The 16,603-nt window shown below is 49.8% G+C and carries 16 protein-coding genes; 14 read left to right on the forward strand and 2 right to left on the reverse strand.

What is annotated here, in order from left to right; translation table 11 throughout:
* The 10 genes from IY568_RS11890 to IY568_RS11930 all read left to right on the forward strand — a co-directional run bounded on the left by IY568_RS11890 (window position 1) and on the right by IY568_RS11930 (window position 8,473).
* Window positions 1-318 carry a PAAR domain-containing protein gene (locus IY568_RS11890; protein ID WP_125562313.1) on the forward strand — a complete coding sequence of 106 codons (318 nt, stop codon included), beginning with the start codon at window positions 1-3 and terminating at the stop codon, window positions 316-318.
* Window positions 315-650, forward strand: coding sequence for a GPW/gp25 family protein (locus IY568_RS11895; protein WP_125562314.1), 336 nt, complete (start codon window positions 315-317; stop codon window positions 648-650). Before IY568_RS11890 ends, IY568_RS11895 begins: the two co-directional genes overlap by 4 nt.
* A gap of 114 nt (window positions 651-764) precedes the next feature.
* On the forward strand, window positions 765-1,925 hold the full coding sequence (locus IY568_RS11900) for a phage tail sheath C-terminal domain-containing protein (RefSeq protein ID WP_125562316.1): 1,161 nt from the start codon (window positions 765-767) through the stop codon (window positions 1,923-1,925).
* Complete coding sequence (locus tag IY568_RS11905; protein ID WP_010385144.1) at window positions 1,925-2,434, forward strand: phage major tail tube protein; 510 nt, start codon at window positions 1,925-1,927, stop codon at window positions 2,432-2,434. The genes IY568_RS11900 and IY568_RS11905 overlap by 1 nt, the downstream gene beginning before the upstream one ends.
* Before the next feature lie 102 nt (window positions 2,435-2,536).
* Window positions 2,537-2,794 (forward strand): phage tail assembly protein, encoded by a 258-nt coding sequence (locus IY568_RS11910; RefSeq protein WP_010385143.1) that lies wholly within the window; start codon window positions 2,537-2,539, stop codon window positions 2,792-2,794.
* 5 nt (window positions 2,795-2,799) lie between these two features.
* Window positions 2,800-2,925: a hypothetical protein gene (locus IY568_RS25150; RefSeq protein ID WP_267251733.1), complete on the forward strand. Its 126-nt coding sequence runs from the start codon at window positions 2,800-2,802 to the stop codon at window positions 2,923-2,925.
* A 158-nt stretch (window positions 2,926-3,083) separates the two neighbouring features.
* Window positions 3,084-6,755 carry a hypothetical protein gene (locus IY568_RS11915; protein WP_194867648.1) on the forward strand — a complete coding sequence of 1,224 codons (3,672 nt, stop codon included), beginning with the start codon at window positions 3,084-3,086 and terminating at the stop codon, window positions 6,753-6,755.
* A gap of 27 nt (window positions 6,756-6,782) precedes the next feature.
* Complete coding sequence (locus IY568_RS11920; RefSeq protein ID WP_125562320.1) at window positions 6,783-7,238, forward strand: phage tail protein; 456 nt, start codon at window positions 6,783-6,785, stop codon at window positions 7,236-7,238.
* A gap of 9 nt (window positions 7,239-7,247) precedes the next feature.
* The gene (locus IY568_RS11925) at window positions 7,248-7,460 is read left to right on the forward strand and encodes a tail protein X (protein WP_010385140.1); all 213 of its coding nucleotides are present in this window, start codon (window positions 7,248-7,250) and stop codon (window positions 7,458-7,460) included.
* A 2-nt stretch (window positions 7,461-7,462) separates the two neighbouring features.
* Window positions 7,463-8,473 carry a phage late control D family protein gene (locus tag IY568_RS11930; RefSeq protein WP_194867649.1) on the forward strand — a complete coding sequence of 337 codons (1,011 nt, stop codon included), beginning with the start codon at window positions 7,463-7,465 and terminating at the stop codon, window positions 8,471-8,473.
* A gap of 151 nt (window positions 8,474-8,624) precedes the next feature.
* On the opposite strand, the gene IY568_RS11935 is transcribed toward IY568_RS11930, so the two are convergent.
* Together IY568_RS11935 and IY568_RS11940 are read right to left on the reverse strand one after the other, a co-directional pair.
* Window positions 8,625-8,975 carry a hypothetical protein gene (locus tag IY568_RS11935; RefSeq protein WP_125562324.1) on the reverse strand — a complete coding sequence of 117 codons (351 nt, stop codon included), beginning with the start codon at window positions 8,973-8,975 and terminating at the stop codon, window positions 8,625-8,627.
* A gap of 117 nt (window positions 8,976-9,092) precedes the next feature.
* Window positions 9,093-10,184 carry a response regulator transcription factor gene (locus IY568_RS11940; RefSeq protein WP_194867650.1) on the reverse strand — a complete coding sequence of 364 codons (1,092 nt, stop codon included), beginning with the start codon at window positions 10,182-10,184 and terminating at the stop codon, window positions 9,093-9,095.
* Window positions 10,185-10,324: 140 nt separating this feature from the next.
* Between IY568_RS11940 and IY568_RS11945 the strand changes: the two genes are divergently transcribed.
* The 4 genes from IY568_RS11945 (at window position 10,325) to IY568_RS11960 (ending at window position 16,594) form a co-directional block, all read left to right on the forward strand.
* Window positions 10,325-11,269: an ABC transporter substrate-binding protein gene (locus IY568_RS11945; protein ID WP_125562328.1), complete on the forward strand. Its 945-nt coding sequence runs from the start codon at window positions 10,325-10,327 to the stop codon at window positions 11,267-11,269.
* Entirely contained in the window at window positions 11,266-14,457 is a 3,192-nt protein-coding gene (locus tag IY568_RS11950) for a PAS domain S-box protein (protein WP_194867651.1), read from the forward strand. Before IY568_RS11945 ends, IY568_RS11950 begins: the two co-directional genes overlap by 4 nt.
* Window positions 14,458-14,568: 111 nt before the next feature.
* Window positions 14,569-15,516: a homoserine O-succinyltransferase gene (locus tag IY568_RS11955; RefSeq protein WP_125562332.1), complete on the forward strand. Its 948-nt coding sequence runs from the start codon at window positions 14,569-14,571 to the stop codon at window positions 15,514-15,516.
* Window positions 15,517-15,571: 55 nt separating this feature from the next.
* Entirely contained in the window at window positions 15,572-16,594 is a 1,023-nt protein-coding gene (locus tag IY568_RS11960; RefSeq protein WP_194867706.1) for a homocysteine S-methyltransferase family protein, read from the forward strand.
* The last annotated feature ends 9 nt before the right edge of the window (window positions 16,595-16,603 follow it).

Genomic DNA, 16,603 nt, shown 5'->3' on the forward strand with positions numbered 1-16,603 from the left:
ATGCCAGCCATTTCATTAAATAAAGCCCAAACCAATTTGCACGATGATTACAACCCGGCCACGGTGGCTGCAGCACAAAACACCTTTAAGGTCGGTGGAGAAGCGGTGTTGTGTGTTGGTGACGTATTGTCCGTGCACTTACACAGCAAAGACAGCAAGCTGCCGCCTCATGCAGGGCAGACGGTAACAAAAGGGGCGCCGGGCTTTACCATTGGGCGCAAAGCAGTTGCCCGAGTGGGTGATGTCAGCAGTTGTAACGCAAAGATTGAAGATGGGTTTGCGCAATTCATTGTGGGCAACAAAGGAGGTGCCGCATGATAGGGATGAATGCCCAGACGGGCAAGCCACTCAGTGGCGTTGAACATTTAAAGCAAAGTATTCAAGACATAGTAACGACGCCCAAGGGAAGCCGGGTGATGCGTCGTGATTATGGCTGCGGCTTATTTGAATTAATTGACCGACCATTTTCACATTCTCTGGTAGGCGACATTACGATTGCTATATCCAACGCACTTGAGCAATGGGAGCCCAGGTTCTCACTTGAAGGGGTGGCGGTGCACCCGGTCGGAGACGGCAAATTATCAATCGCTATTGAAGGGTTATACCTCATCAATGGTGAACCGGTAACCATCGAAGGGATCCAAATCTAACTTCTGTTTTTTTAATCTACTTCAACTTAAGCCACAGTACTGTGGGGCCAATTCATTGCCTCACGTCTGTGGCTTTTTTATTAGCTAATTGACATACCTTTAAAGGAGATATCTATGTCTGAATTTCTACACGGTGTAGAAGTCATCGAGGCGCAATCTGGTACGCGCCCTATTAAAACTGTAAAAAGCTCGGTAATTGGTGTTATCGGTACTGCGCCTGATGCTGATACAGACGCATTTCCTGCCAATACACCGGTATTGATTGCGGGTAAGCGCAGTGAGGCTGAAAAGCTCGGAACCCAGGGTACGCTGCCTGACGCACTGAACGGGATTTTTGACCAGGCGGGTGCCGCTGTGGTTGTGATCCGTGTTGAAGGTGCAGATGAAGCTGCTGTGATGGCTGCGATGACAGACAGTTCAACGGATGATGGCAAATACAAAGGGGTGTTTGCATTCCTGGGTGCTGAGTCTGTACTGGGCGTTGCACCACGAATTCTGGTTGCACCGGGTTATACGCATCAGCGCGATGGTGGTGCGAACCCTGTTGTTAGCAAATTGGTGGGTGTGGCAGAGCGACTGCGTGCAGTGATCATCGCTGACGGTCCGAATACCACAGATGCCAAAGCCATTGAGTATCGAGGTGATCAGAGCTCACGTCGTGTCTTCCTGGTCGACCCGCATGTCCGCGTATTCAAAGACGGTGTTGAAAAAGTTGAGCCAGCCAGTGCCCGTGTTGCGGGTATGATTGCCAAGTCGGATAACGACCGTGGCTTCTGGTGGAGCCCGAGCAACACGGCAATGAATGGCATTGTAGGCACTGCTCGTCCAGTGGACTTCCAGCTGGGTGACCGACAAGCTCGCGCAAATCATCTGAATGAAAACCATGTTGCGACGATTATTCGTCAGAATGGTTTCAAATTGTGGGGTAACCGCACTTGTTCTGGTGACCCGAAATGGACTTTCCTGTCAGTCGTACGTACTGCGGATATGATCAACGATTCACTGCTGCGTGCACACATGTGGGCGGTTGACCGCAACATCACCAAAACTTACATCGAAGACGTAAAACAAAGTGTGCAGTCTTATCTGGACAGTCTGAAGGCGCAAGGTGCGATTTTGGGCGGTGAGATTTGGGCAGACGAAGAGCTGAATTCGCCGGAAAACCTCCAGGCTGGCAAGGTTTACTTCAGTTTTGACTTTACGCCGCCAACACCGGCTGAGCACATCACCTTCAAGAGCATTCTGACAAACAACTACCTAGAGGAAATCGTATAATGGCAATGTCTCCTAAAATCCTTAAAAAATTCAAACTGTTCGTTGATGGCAAAGGCTACCTGGGCATTGCGGACGAAATTCAGCTGCCAAAAGTCACAGTCAAAACCCGTGAAGTCACATCAGGCTTTCAGGCGCCTATTGAGCTGGACGTAGGTCAGCTTGAGAAACTGGAAGGCAACATTACGTTACTTGAATACAACGCTGACATGATGAAGCTGCTGGGCGACTGGAGTGGCGCAACCACACCTTTGACAGCGCGTGGTGCGATTCAGGCGCAAGGTCAGCCGCCACAGCCTGTGGTTGTGACTCTGGAAGGCTTCTTCAAAGAAGTGGACATGGGTAACTGGAAAGACGGCGAAGAAGCTAAGTTGACGCTGCAATACACCGTGCAGAAGTACAAGCTGGAGATCAACAACGAAGTGATCTACGAAATTGATTTGTACAACGATGTACGCAAAATCAATGGCACAGATCAGATGGCGTTGTTACGCGCAGCGATTGGCGCTTAATTCGCGCTCTTGTCTTGATGTTAGCGGGTACACCTTGCCAGTTTAGCGACCGGTAAGGGGCACCCGCCTATGCGCTGAGTAAATAATAATAGGAGCAAAAGCATGAAAGAAATCATTACCCTGGCATTTCCAATTACGGTTGATGGGCATGAGTATGCCGAACTGACAATGAGACGACCAAAAGTACGTGACCGGTTAATGGTGGATAAGGCAGATATCAGCGAATCGGAAAGTGAAATTCGTTACTTCTCCAATTTGTGCGAAGTCTCGCCGGATATCATCGAAGAGCTTGACTGGAGCGACTTTGTGAAGCTCAGAGAAACCTTACAGGCTTTTCTCGTATCCCGCCCAGGCGCATAAGAGCCATGGTTATCGCCTTAGCCAAGTATACCGGCTGGGGCCTGGCCGAGCTCAACGCATTGACCGAAGAAGAATTAATCGACTGGTTCAATGCTGCGGTTGACTATAAAGAGGCAACCGCTGTGTCCTGATCCGTTGCGGGTCAACATTTGCAGGCATGCGCCTTTGCGCATGTTTGGCACTCAATATTCGGGCATTGCTCAGTGGCTTTTTTAAGGCTGCTGAGCAATGCCACACAACATCTCCCTTCACTCCCTGGTATCACCTCTTAACTCTTTCAGGTAAATCTATGAAACAAGGAACTGTCGAACATCTTCGTGCTCCTGGCGGAGCCAAAAATAAAGTTAAACATCGCCTGGCGCAGAGCAATGGCGTGGACCAGCGACTGGCGAAACTGGGTCGGACGCTGCACGCTTTGCAAGTACAAAGTGATGCCAGTGCAGCCTCTGTGGGACAATTACTGGCGCAGCTTCAGGCGCTGGCATTACTCGCGCCTCAAAGCAGCGATTTGCAAAAACGCCTGCAATCTGCGCTGGCACAACAGGGGTCGTCGGGTCAGCCTGCGCCAGCCGAAGGAACGGTTAACCTGAGTGTTGACAACCCGGCCTCTTTTGAGATGTCAGACGCTTTGCTGGCGTCTATAGATAACCTTGGCGCTGTGATTGCTCGCCTTACAACTCAGAATGAGTATGTACCTCAGCCTGGCGGAGTAAGCCAGATTTCAACAGTTACGGCACCTGGCTTTGTTGCGGCGAGTGCGTCTGAACAAAGTCAGGATCCGATTGAATTGGGTGGCTCGCATAGCGCAGGTGGTGAGGTTGCTGCCCCTGAGCAGGCATCGGATGTGTCCAGTGTGACTGCACTGTCTCAGGCAGTGAACGCTGATTTGAGCCGTCTGAGCAGTTTGATGCCCCAGGTGAGCCGCTCTTTAGACCTGAGTCCGACAGTCGCCGCGTTTCAGTCCGCATTACCTGCACTTCAAAGTCAGGATCTTAAAGCGTTGCTTGAAGGCGACCTGGATGGTCTGAAGACAGCATTGCCAGCGCTGATTGAGGCAGTGGATTTGCCTCAGCTGCAGCAGGCCTTGGCAGCAGAATTGCCTGCATTGGCACAGTTAGATTTGTCAGGTGTGCTGCGCGGTGACGTACAAGCGTTAGCATCGCAGGCCCCTCAGATGCTTGGTGCATTGGGTCTGGACGGCCTGTCGGCCGGTGTCGCACAAGCGTTACCGGCACTTCAGCAACTGGATATGCCAGCGCTGGCTTCGGGAGAGCTGGACTCACTGATCCAGGCTGCTCCACAGCTATTTCAGGCACTGAACATGCCTGGCGCTTCTATGGCGATGGAAAAAGCCCTGCCTGTGCTTAGTAAACTCAATGCGCCTGCAATCATTGAAGGCGATCTCAGCAGTTTACTGGATGCCGCGCCAGAGGTACTGCGCGCGTTTGAGCTGGAAGGGGCCGCAGACAAATTGCAGGCAGCTATTCCAAGCCTGACACAACTTGACCTCAAAGGCATTGCTCAGGGCGATGTTTCCAGTCTGATGAAGGTTGCTCCCCAGTTACTAAACGCGCTGGAGCTGGGTGACGCTGGCACAACTATGGCCGCGGCGCTGCCAGCTTTGCAAAAGTTTGATGTTGATGGGTTGCTTAGTGGTGATCTGACTTCACTGGCCGAAGCCGGACCTGAGTTGCTAAATGCGCTGGGCATGGAAGATGCTGCGGCTGTGTTACAACAACATGCTGGCATAGTGCAAAAACTGGATATTCAGGGAGTCATGCGTGGCGATCTGGCTTCACTGGGTGAGGTTGCTCCGGCTGTGTTTGAAGCACTGGACATGCCGGGGGCGTCGGCTGCGATGCAAAAGGCCATGCCGGTGCTTAACAAACTCAATGCGTCGGCGATTATGGAAGGCGACCTGAGCAGTTTGCTGGACGCTGCGCCTGAGGTATTACGCGCTTTTGAGTTGGATGATGCCGCAGACAAGTTGCAAACTGCAATTCCAGGTTTGGCTCAGCTTGATTTAAAAAGCATTGTGCAGGGCGATGTCTCCAGCTTGATGAATGCCGCGCCGGATCTGTTTAAAGCACTGGACTTGGGAGATGCAAGCGCCTTACTTGAATCGGCTTTACCCGCACTACAAAAATTCGATGTGGACGGGCTTTTGAGCGGCGATTTGTCGTCTCTGACCGAAGCCGGCCCTCAGCTGCTGAGTGCTTTTGGTATGGATGATGCGGCTTCATTGCTGCAACAGCATGCCGGGGTGTTCCAGAAACTGGATGTGAAAGGCGTGCTGGATGGCGACCTGTCTTCGCTGGTCTTGGCAGCACCGGATCTGCTGAATGCGTTTGGTATGGACGGCGCAGCATCTTTGTTGGCGCAACATCAAGGAGCGCTCAGCAAGCTGGACTTTAAAGGACTGATGAGCGGTGATTTATCCTCTTTGGGTGATGCCGCATCTGAGTTTTTAAGTGGCTCGGGTTTATTTGGCGATACTGATGGCGACGCAGAGGGATCCAGTGTCTTTGATGAACTCGACGGGCATTTAGAGGATGAGCCTGAAGAACAGAAAAAACAGCCACGTAAGCGCAAAAACAAGGGCAAGTCAAAGGGCAAACCTGGTGGTAAGCGAGGGCGTAACAAAGGGCAACGCAAGGGCCAGACAGACTCCGAACCGGAGAAAAATGCAGCCAGTCAGCATAAACGCAAGCCCGCAGCACAGGGCAACGCTATTCGCTCGCTCGATGCTGGCAGGCAGCTCCCTAACGCGACATCTAAATCGATACCGGTTCAGGCTGCGGCAAATGACGCAAAGGCCGGCAAACTGGGGCAGTTCGCAGGGAAAAAAGGCGGATTATTCAGTCGTCTGCCCGGGGCCAAAATGCTCGGTAAGCTGGCTGCCCCTTTGAGTGCGGTGATGGGCGCCGTGGACGTTGCAACTACGTTGTCGGATGACAGCCTGAGTGCAGAGCAAAAAACGCAACAGGTTGGCAGTGCAGTAGGGGGGGCCGGTGGTGCCTGGGCTGGCGCAGCCGCTGGGGCTGCAATTGGCTCCGTGATCCCAGGTATTGGCACTGCCATAGGTGGCCTGGTCGGCGGCGCATTGGGGGCGATGGGCGGTGAGTCTGTTGGTGGCTGGCTGGGCGAAAAGCTGGGAGGCTGGTTTGCTGATGATGAACCTGTCAAACCCCAGACAACACCAGAAATCAACAGCACTGTTGGGACATCCCATCTTGCAGCGCAGGAGGCTGGCAAGTCCGGCACTGTGTCTCCAGGTGGCGATGGAAGTAGTTTGCTGAATGTTGCCGAAGGCTTTATCAAAAACCAGTTTATCAATCCGTTTAATCTAGCCGCGGGCACGGCGTCTGCGTTTGCTGAACTCAGCGGGAATAACAAAAGCCGTGCGCATACAGTGGCCAGAGTTGGCAACTTTGTCGGCGATGCGCTGAACTATCACACCGTCTGGCAGGCTGCCAATGATGATACTTTGAGTGGCTCGCAAAAAGCACAGGTGATTGGCGGCACGCTCGGGGGTATGTTTTCCGCGAAAGCGGTGAGTGGTTTGATGGAGAAAAGCCGTAATCCCTGGTTGAAGATGGCTGCGCCACTGGCTGGGTTTATCACTAATGCGGTAGTCGGCGCGCAAATCGGTAGTTGGTTTAGCGAACAGAAAGCGGATGCGTCCGGTGAAGGGGCAGCAGATAAGGCTAATCTGGTAAACACGCCAGAGGCTCTGTCAGGTTCACAAGGTCCTGCAACACCGCACACAACGCCTGGGTCTGAAAATGGTGTCAAAGCTCACCAGGCGGCGCAGGTAACGGTCAACGCCAATATCACAGTCAACGCACGCGGTGGTGAGCAGGCTCAGGACATCGCTATTCAGGTTAAGCAGATCCTTGAACAGCAACAACAACAGGCCATTCGGGACTTGAATGCGCGTTATTTTAATCAGGTGGCTTGAGCCCACATTTCATAATTCAGGTGAACAATGAGCAATACCAATCATGCCAGACACATGATGCAGCTGGGCAACTATAAGTTTTCAGTCAGTACAGCGGCATTCAATAAATTGAAATACGACACGCAATATCGCTGGAAATCACTTGATGCTCCAACTAATAAAAACAGCCCTTTGATGCAGTTTATTGGGGTTGGCGAGCAAACGCTGGATCTGGAAGGCACCATCTTTCCGCAAATTGTCGAAAACGGGCTAAAACAGCTCGATTACATGCGTGAAGAGGCGGCCAAAGGGCAGCCTCTGACTCTGGGTTATGTAGAAGAGAGTGGCAAGACCAACCCCAGTGTTGGTCGCGTACTGGGCAAATGGGTGATCAGTAGTATCAGTGAGACTCGAACCTTGTTCTTTAACGATGGTATTCCCAGAGAGATCCAGTTTTCAATGCGATTAAGTCGTTATCAGGCAGCATTGAAGGAACCCGAATAAGGAGACGTTATGAAAGGGGTCAATTATGTAACACGCGACGGTGATTGTCTGGATTTGATCTGTTACCGACATTACGGGCAGAGCTCAGGAACCGTGGAAAAGGTGCTCGGTGCAAACACCGGGTTAGCCGGGCTAGGTGCTATCTACCCGGCTGGCATCGAAATTTTCCTGCCAGAGTTGCCCAAGCCTAAGACCAAGCATGTGATTAATATTTGGGATTAACTATGAAGCAACAACCCTATTTTTCTATCAAAGCAAACGGCAATGAAGTCACTCAAAGCCTTAAAGATCGGATTGTTGAAGTTAGTGTCACACAGCGAACCGGGCTGCTCAGTGATGTATGTGTTGTGCGCTTCGACAACCTGGAGGAGTTGCCAATTCAACTGCCCGAGCCCGGTAACATACTTGAAATCGCATTGGGCTATAAAGATGGCACGCCTGACAACCATGCCGCACTGACGCCGGTAGGAAAGTTTGATGTGGGCGCTTACGAACTCAGCGGTCCTGCGCGGGCACTCACTTTATATGGCAACAGCATTATGTGGGATGATGACTTTAAGTCGCCACGATTTCGCTCCTGGCCTGAACAGGGTAATGAAACACCGGTCACACTGGGCGAGCTGGTTGAGCAAATCGCTTCTGAGTATGGCTTGCAAAGTGGTGTGGATGACACGTTGCAGAGTATTAGTTTGCCTCATTTGGAGCAAAGTGAAAGTGACATGCAGTTGCTTACTCGCCTTGCCCTGCGTTATGACGCAGTAATGAAGGTGGCTGCAGATAAACTGCTTTTCGTTGCCAAAGGGACTGGACGGTCTTTGTCCGGACAAACCGTGACATCAGCGACTTTGGGGAAAAACCACATCATAGATTGGTCCCGGGTCAGCAATCATTGTCATTTAGTGGGGGCGGTTCAGAGCTACTATCATGATCCGGAGCAGGCACTGCGGATCGCAGTTCAGGCAGGGGGTGGGGCACCTGTGATCACATTACCTTACCTGTATCCGGATGAAGCCAGCGCCCAGGCGGCAGCAAATAGTCAACTGACACGCCTTCAACGTGCTCATGGCGCTGTAAAGCTGACGGTACCAGGCAATCCAGACATAGTTGCCGGGGCATTAATTTCGGTTGATAAAACGGTCGATCATCTTGAAGGTGAATGGTTTATCAAAGAAGTCACTCATCAGCTGACGTCACAGGGCTTTATGACCCAAGTTACAGCTGAGCAACCCAGTTAATCCCGCCTTTGCATCTGCCTGATGTGAATAAGTCCTTTCCTTTTTCCTTTCAATACATCATTTGGCGCTGTTATGCGCCAAATGATGTCCTGCCATCTGGCTCGACAAAGACAACGTATTTATCGGGCTATCTGAGCAATTTGCATATCACTTAATACATACGAAGGATGCGTGAATAAGCTGAGCTGTTTGAATCCCAAGGTTCACATGCCGCTGTAGAGTCATAAGTCAGACTCACTGCCTGGCCGCTCGCTTTTTTGGCCAGCAGCATAGAGTACATGCGGTTACGTCTTTCTTCGGTCAACCCAGAGCTGATAGCCAGCGTAGGGGATTTAGTTGTGCATTTGTTATTTAAGTTGCTTGTACCAGCTTGTAGCGTGACCAAAATGGTATTGGTATTTGCATAAACCACAATCGTATCTATGCTTCCACCAGCAGTCAACCAGGCCGCCTGTGCCTGCCCTGCGATTAACATTGCGCAGCCTAAAATGAGTTTTTTCACTTTGTTTCCTTATGCTTATTATTGAGTTATTCAATATTGTATATATAAAAGGTAAATGAAACCAAGCTTTTGTTTTTGATAATTAGGTTAACGCGTTTGAGTTGACAGTCAGAGGGGTTAAAACAACTCGATGTCAGTGGTGTTTGTACCGGTAGGTTGCTCATTTAGGATATCGATGAGGCTTGCCAGTTGTTGCTCAATCTCTTTACCGGACTCTAATTTGGTGCCTGCAGAGGATCGGGCAGCTTGTATAAGGGTAATGAGCTGTTGCTCGGCTTCCTCTGACAACTCATTGTCGATACTCATGCTGGAAAATAAGGTATCGAGCTGCACTTCAAGATCGTCAATCAGAGTGACAATGCCCGTTTTAATGTCTGTATTTTGCGTTTTAAATTGGACAATGGTTTGGCGCAACTGCTGCTCCAATAACACCTTGTTGACGCATTGCTCCACACCATCCATTACGTAAGCGAGATAATCCCGCATAGTGCCCACTTTGTCGGCATGCACTGGCATGTTTTTAACCAGTAAAGAGGCATGACGCCAGTTAAATGCCGCCCTGTGCTTGCCAAAGGCCATGATCCTGCCAGCGCCTTGCAATGATTCCAACAATGCGGCATCGATATTCTTGGTTATCCCGTCGTCAAAAAAGCAGGGGTTGGTTTTTTGATCGCGAATAATCAACGAGCACTTCAGGCCAAACCCTCGGGTGAGCTTGAAAACGGCCTGAGCGAGATGAGGCAAATCACCACATTGAAAACTATCCCGATAAAACCCCATTACATAACCGAGCGACGATAAGTCCGACAGTGCTTTAACCGCGACTTCCTCTGCATTGCCCTGATGGGCTTTGTGTGCTTTGAGCAGCACAGAGATTTTTTTGAGTAGCTCCTGCTCATCTACTGGTTTGGCAATAAAGTCGTTACCGCCCGCATCATAGGCCTTTAAGCGCTCTTCCAATGAATTCAGATTAGAAAAAAACAAAATGGGCATAGTGTGACCAGCAAGTCTGATTTTATAGGCAGCCTCATAGCCGTTCATACGGGGCATCTGAATGTCCATTAAAATCAGATCAGGCGGACATGAATCGACCAGTTTAAGTGCGGTTTCGCCGTCCTTTGCAACCTCTGTATGATAGTGTGATGACAGCATATGTGTGTGGTATTCAACAACAAACTCGTCATCATCAACGATCAGTATGGTCTCCATTCAGTTCACCTGTTTAGTTTACTTCGCGCTGGCTGACAGCTTAATTACACTGCTATTTTTCTCGTCAGCCCCCAAGTTCTCAAATCAAGACTAGAATACAAAAAGAAACTTTACCAATGACCTAATGGACGGGGCACGAAGTGAAACTTTTGTTGTTAGTACTCACATTTGCACTGATTGTCGGGTGTTCTGATGCACCGCGTACCCAGCTTAGGGTAGGGTTCAATTTGTGGCCGGGCTATGAGACCCTCTATTTGGCCAAGCAAAAGGGCCTGCTGGCAGATAACATTGAGTTGGTAGAGTTACTGTCTGCCACCGACACCATGGATGCGTTTCGGCATGGCCGTATTGAAGTAGCTGCACTGACGCTGGATGAAGCACTGCTTCTGGTGTCTGAGGGTATTGCGCTCAAAATCGTATTGATTATGGATGTCTCAAATGGGGCTGATGCGGTCGTTGCCAGAGCACCGATTGCTGAATTAGCACAACTCAAAGGAAAGCGTATCGCTTACGAGCAAACGGCCGTAGGTGCGCTGATGCTGCATGAAACACTGGATGCTGCGCATTTGACGATGGCTGACATTGAAGCGGTGCACTTACCCGTGAACCAGCACTTTCGGGCCTTTCAGTCACATGAAGTCGATGCCGTCGTGACGTTTGAGCCGGTCACAACTCAGTTGGTCAACCAGGCGCATCATATTATTTTTGATAGTGCGCAAATTCCGGGCAAAATTGTTGATGTGCTGGTGGTTCGAAGTGCACAGCTTGCTTATCACCATGATGCCTTACAAGCACTGGTGACGGCTCAGTTTGCAACGCTCGCCTACATAGAAAAAGACCCGCAAAGTGCAGCGCAGTTGATGTCTCCCAGACTTGGATTACAGCCCAAAGAATTATTGGCTGCATTGGGGGGGATTGCATTGGCCGATATGCCGACTAACCGTGATTTGTTGGTGGGTACAGGGACGCCATCTCCCTTGCAAGTCACTGCTGATCAGCTGTTAGCTGTGCTACTCGAGCATAATATGATTGCAGAAATTGGCGATGTGGATGATTTAGTTGACGCGAGGTTCGTGACTCAATGAGACGCCCGGGTGTGCCAACGTCCCTGGCGTTCTGGGTGCCTGTGGGGATATTAGTGCTTTGCTTCGCAGTACTGAGCCTGAGCACTATGGTCATTTATACGGGCAGTCGGGCCGCCGCTCAATCAAGCCATGAGTCACATGCTAATTATTTGCTGCTGACGCTGAAACGTCATGTCGAAGTAAACCTGAGCTCAGACAAACCCGACGAAATTCGGCATGACTTATCTATTATTGGCACGGTTCCGGAAGTTGCAAACATTGCAGTGGCTGATGAGGCGGGGAAAATATTATTCAGCAACCAGTTTGCTGATATAGGCAAATCGTTACAAGACGTGGCCAGTCACCACACCAATCAGGCGTTTAAAATCGCGCTGACTAACAACATGCCGTCAATGGTGTTCTCGGCGGACCATAGCACACTTGAAGCGTTGCAAAGCTTTGCCTTGCCCTCTGATACTGAGATTCGTTCTACCCGTCGTGGGTTGATTTACTTAGATTATAATCTGGCATTGAGTGAGCAAATGCTGTGGCGCAATATTCGCCTGAATCTGGCTTTGATGTGGGCCGGCTGTGGTGGGTTGATCCTAATGGTGATGGTACTGTTAAGGAAAGGCGTTATTGCGCCATTGGGGGAACTGGCCAGACAGGCGACTTTACTTGCAGATGGCACTTATACACATCAGAGCGTACGTTATGGGTTTAAAGAAATTGCAACGCTGACAGAGACATTTAACTGGGCTTCCAGTGCGATTAGTGAGCACATTGCACAATTGGACAAAAATAAGTGCGAGCTTGAATCCAGGGTCAAGTTACGCACTGCGGAATTGCAAAGTGCCAACCTGAATTATGAGCAGGCACAAAAAATGGCTCGTCTCGGTCGCTGGGAGCTCGAATTGGAAAGTGGTTTGGTACATTTATCTCAGGAAGCCTACGATATCGTTGGAGCGTCACCCGCACAGCCTGTGACGTTAAGTACATTGTTTGGCCACGCAGATGTTGTATCTGAGCCTGCGTTACAGGCTATTTTTGATAAGCAGCAACAGCACCATGACTTTAATTATGAGCTGCAAAGTGACGACGCATGTCGTTTCATTCGACTCGTCGCTGAGCGATGTGAAGACAGTAATACCGGACACTACAAAATGGTCGGTATTGTTCAGGACATATCGGAGCAGATGCACAAAGAGCTGTCGCTGATAGAAAATCAGGCGATGACGCGGGCCATCATAGATACAGCTGCGGATGCCATTATAGTGATTAATATGCAGGGAGAAGTACAGGAGTTTAGCCCGGCGGCGGTGGAGATGTTTGGCTATGCGCCTGATGAAGTATTGGGTAAAAATCTGCGAATGTTGATGCCTGAGCCTTATCGAAGTAGCCATGATCAGTATATGCAAAATTACTTTGATACCGGCGTAAAAAAAGTCATCGATAATAAGCGTGAAGTGACGGCACGCAATAAAAGTGGCCGGTGCTTTCCCATCGACTTGGCTGTTGCCGAAACTAAGGTGGGAGAGGCTAATTATTTCACTGCCATTATACGTGATATTACGGAACGTAAAGAGGCAGAGCAAAGGCTCCTGGAAGCGATGCAGGCCGCTCAAAGTGCGACCCGTGCGAAGTCGGAGTTTCTCGCCAACATGTCTCATGAAATTCGCACCCCTATGCATGCGATAACTGGATTAACGCATCTGGCACTCAAAATGGATGCGCCTCCCAAAATGCATAACTATCTGAAAAAAATACGTTATGCAGCAGATAACCTGCTGGTACTTCTGAATGACATTTTGGACATTTCTAAGATTGAGGCAGGTAAACTGAGTGTGGAGTCTGTTCCGTTTGGTTTGCAGACTTTGATTGAACATGTCTGTGGTTTGATTGCGGCCCGGGTTGACGAGAAACAACTGAGCTTTGAGGTAAAGCAAGACCCTCAACTGCCTAAAGTCCTTATGGGGGATGCGCTCAGGCTCAGTCAGGTATTGCTAAATTTGCTCAGTAACGCAATCAAATTCACCCCCCATTTTGGCCGTATCACCCTGCAATTGACTGCAAAAGCGGTGACAAAATCCAATGCTCAGATTCTATTCTGCGTGTCTGATACCGGCATCGGTATTTCACCGAGTCAGCTGCAAACTTTGTTTGCCCCGTTTACTCAGGCTGACGCTTCGACCACTCGACAATATGGAGGGACTGGCCTGGGTCTGGCGATCAGTAAAAACCTGGTGAAACTCATGGGGGGCAGGGTTTGGTGTGAGAGTAGCGAAGGAGAAGGTGCACGTTTCTTTGTCGAGATTACATTTCCACTTGGTGAGACTGCAACAGAACCGGGCGTACAAATCGGTGCCAAAATTGAGCCTGGGGCAGTATCAGCAGTACTTGAAAGGGCAACTGTGTTATTGGTGGAAGATAATGATATTAATCGGGAAATCGCACAGGAGATACTAACTGATGTGGGTATGCAGGTGTTCACGGCGGAACACGGAGAGGAAGCGCTGGAGCGGGTACGTGAAGCGGATGTTGATTTGATTCTAATGGACTGTCAGATGCCCGTGATGGATGGATACACCGCGACCCGGGAGATTAGAAAAATACCGACTTATCGCCAGGTGCCAATTATTGCCCTGACGGCGAATGTGATGCACCATGATCTGCAAGAGATTAAAGCGTGTGGCATGGACGATCACATCGCCAAGCCAATTAATGTTGAGCTGGCTTATCAAAAGATTTACCAATGGCTTTGTCGTCAATCCCAGCTAAGTATGCCTGAGGGGCTCGTTGTTATGGAGTCTGTGAAGCCTTACTCGACCGTAACCGAGCCAATGGCATCACATGAAAGTGCAGAGAGTGATTTGCTTGATATGGCGCAGGGTCTTAAGCATGTTAATGGCAACAGAGACTTTTATCGTAAAATGTCCGATAAGTTTATTGTGGCACAAAGCACGTTTTGCACGCGCCTTGAACAAAGCTTGCAGGAGAAAGATATTGAAGCGGCTGCCAGAATGGCACACACATTGAAAGGACAAGCTGGATACCTTGGGTTGTTGCGCTGTGCTGAGCTTGCGGCGCAGCTGGAGCAGTCAATTACGCAACAAACATCGCAGCAGGCGAGTTTGCTTGAGGCGCTGGATGCCGTTTTGGCACGTTCTTGCCAGATGCTAAAAGCCGCATTGGCAGAGCCTGGTGTGTGAGTTTAATTTTAGACGGCTAAACATCTAGAAGTTGAAATTTATTCCCATTGCTTCATAATGTCGCTGGAAAGTGGATCGCGTTACGGAGATCCAGTCACTGAGGGGAATACCATGCCAATCACAGTAACCGACGATTTACCTGCCATCAGCCATTTACGCCATGAGAATGTTTTTGTGATGCCGCAAAGTCGCGCCAGCACGCAGGAGATCCGGCCAATGCGGCTGGCCATACTCAATCTGATGCCAAATAAAGTAGAAACTGAAGTACAGTTTATTCGCCTGTTGGCGAATTCGCCGCTTCAGGTTAATGTTGATCTGTTGCGCCTGGATACCCACCGTAGTTCAGAAAACTCTGAGCAACACCTCAATATGTTTTATCGCTACTTCTCCGATGTAAGAAAAGAAAACTATGATGCGTTGATTGTCACAGGTGCGCCACTTGCGCACCTTGAGTACGAAGACGTGACCTATTGGGAAGAGTTACAGGCATTCTTCGACTGGGCCGAGCATCATGTTACGTCGACCCTGTTCTCCTGCTGGGCAGCGCATGCTGGTTTGTTCCACCATCACGGCCTGAAACGTGAGTTGAAAAAAGACAAACTATGTGGGGTGTTTCGTCATCAGTGTTACTTTGAACATGGTGCTTTGACGCGTGGGTTTGACGATGAATTTTTGGTACCCCACTCACGCTATGGTCATATTGAGGCCAGTCAAATTGATGCGTGTGAGGAGCTGGTGACGCTGGCGGGGTCCGAGCGAGTTGGCGCTTATTTAATTAAAAATGTGTCGGGTAGCCAGGTTTATATTACTGGACACCCTGAATATGATGCCGATACCCTCAGTAAAGAGTATTTCCGCGATTGCGAAAAAGGCCCAGATGCGCCTAAGCCGGAGAACTACTTTCCAAAAGATGACGCGTCTGCAAAGCCATCCAAGACATGGCAAAGCCATGCTTTTTTGTTATTCTCCAACTGGTTAAACTACTATGTTTACCAGACTACTCCGTACGATATTAATCTGGTTAGCCAGGATGTTAGGACTAACAATTATGCCGAATAAACATATCACCACTGCGGCCGACGGCGCAGCCATTGCTGAGGCGCTAAAAACGGCCATGCAACAGCGTATTTTGATCCTCGATGGGGCCATGGGCACCATGATCCAAAAACATAAGTTTGAGGAAGAGGACTATCGGGGCGAGCGCTTTAAAGACTGGCATGTATTGATTAAAGGTAATAATGACCTGCTCAGCCTGACTCAACCTGAGGTGATCCGTCAGATCCACCGCGAATATCTTGAAGCGGGTGCGGACATTATTGAAACGAATACTTTTAATGCCACCACCATTTCGATGGAAGACTATGACATGGCCAGCCTGAGCCGTGAGATCAACGTCGAATCGGCCCGGCTTGCACGCGCAGTATGTGATGAGTTCACTGCTAAAGACCCTGGTAAGCCGCGTTATGTGGCCGGTGTTTTGGGGCCGACTTCAAAAACCTGCTCTATTTCACCTGATGTGAACGATCCGGGTTATCGGAATGTGTCGTTTGATCAGCTGGTGGAAGCGTATATTGAATCTACGGAAGCCTTGATTGAAGGCGGCGCGGATCTGATCCTGATTGAAACCATCTTCGACACGCTTAACGCCAAAGCGGCAGCGTACGGGGTGGAAGAAGCGTTTGAGCGAACCGGTATCACTTTGCCGGTGATGATCTCCGGGACTATCACGGATGCGTCAGGACGCACTTTGTCGGGCCAGACAACCGAAGCGTTTTACAACTCTATTCGTCATATCAAACCTATCTCTATTGGTTTGAACTGTGCGCTGGGCCCCGACCTGTTACGTGCTTATGTCGAAGAATTGTCGCGGGTATGCGAAACCTATACGTCCGTGCACCCTAACGCGGGCTTGCCAAATGAATTTGGTGAGTATGATCTCGAAGCCGATGAGATGGCAAAGGAAATCATCGACTGGGGTAAAGAGGGCTTTATCAATATCGTCGGTGGCTGCTGTGGTACCACGCCTGAACATATTAGCGCTTTTGTAAATGGACTCAAGCAGGTCGCTCCGCGTACCTTACCTGAACTTGAAGTCAGAATGCGCTTGGCGGGCCTTGAAGCCTGTAATCTTAATTAGGAAGTACTG

The sequence above is a fragment of the Pseudoalteromonas sp. PPB1 genome, from assembly GCF_015356275.1.
Classification (GTDB): Bacteria; Pseudomonadota; Gammaproteobacteria; order Enterobacterales; family Alteromonadaceae; genus Pseudoalteromonas; species Pseudoalteromonas rubra_D.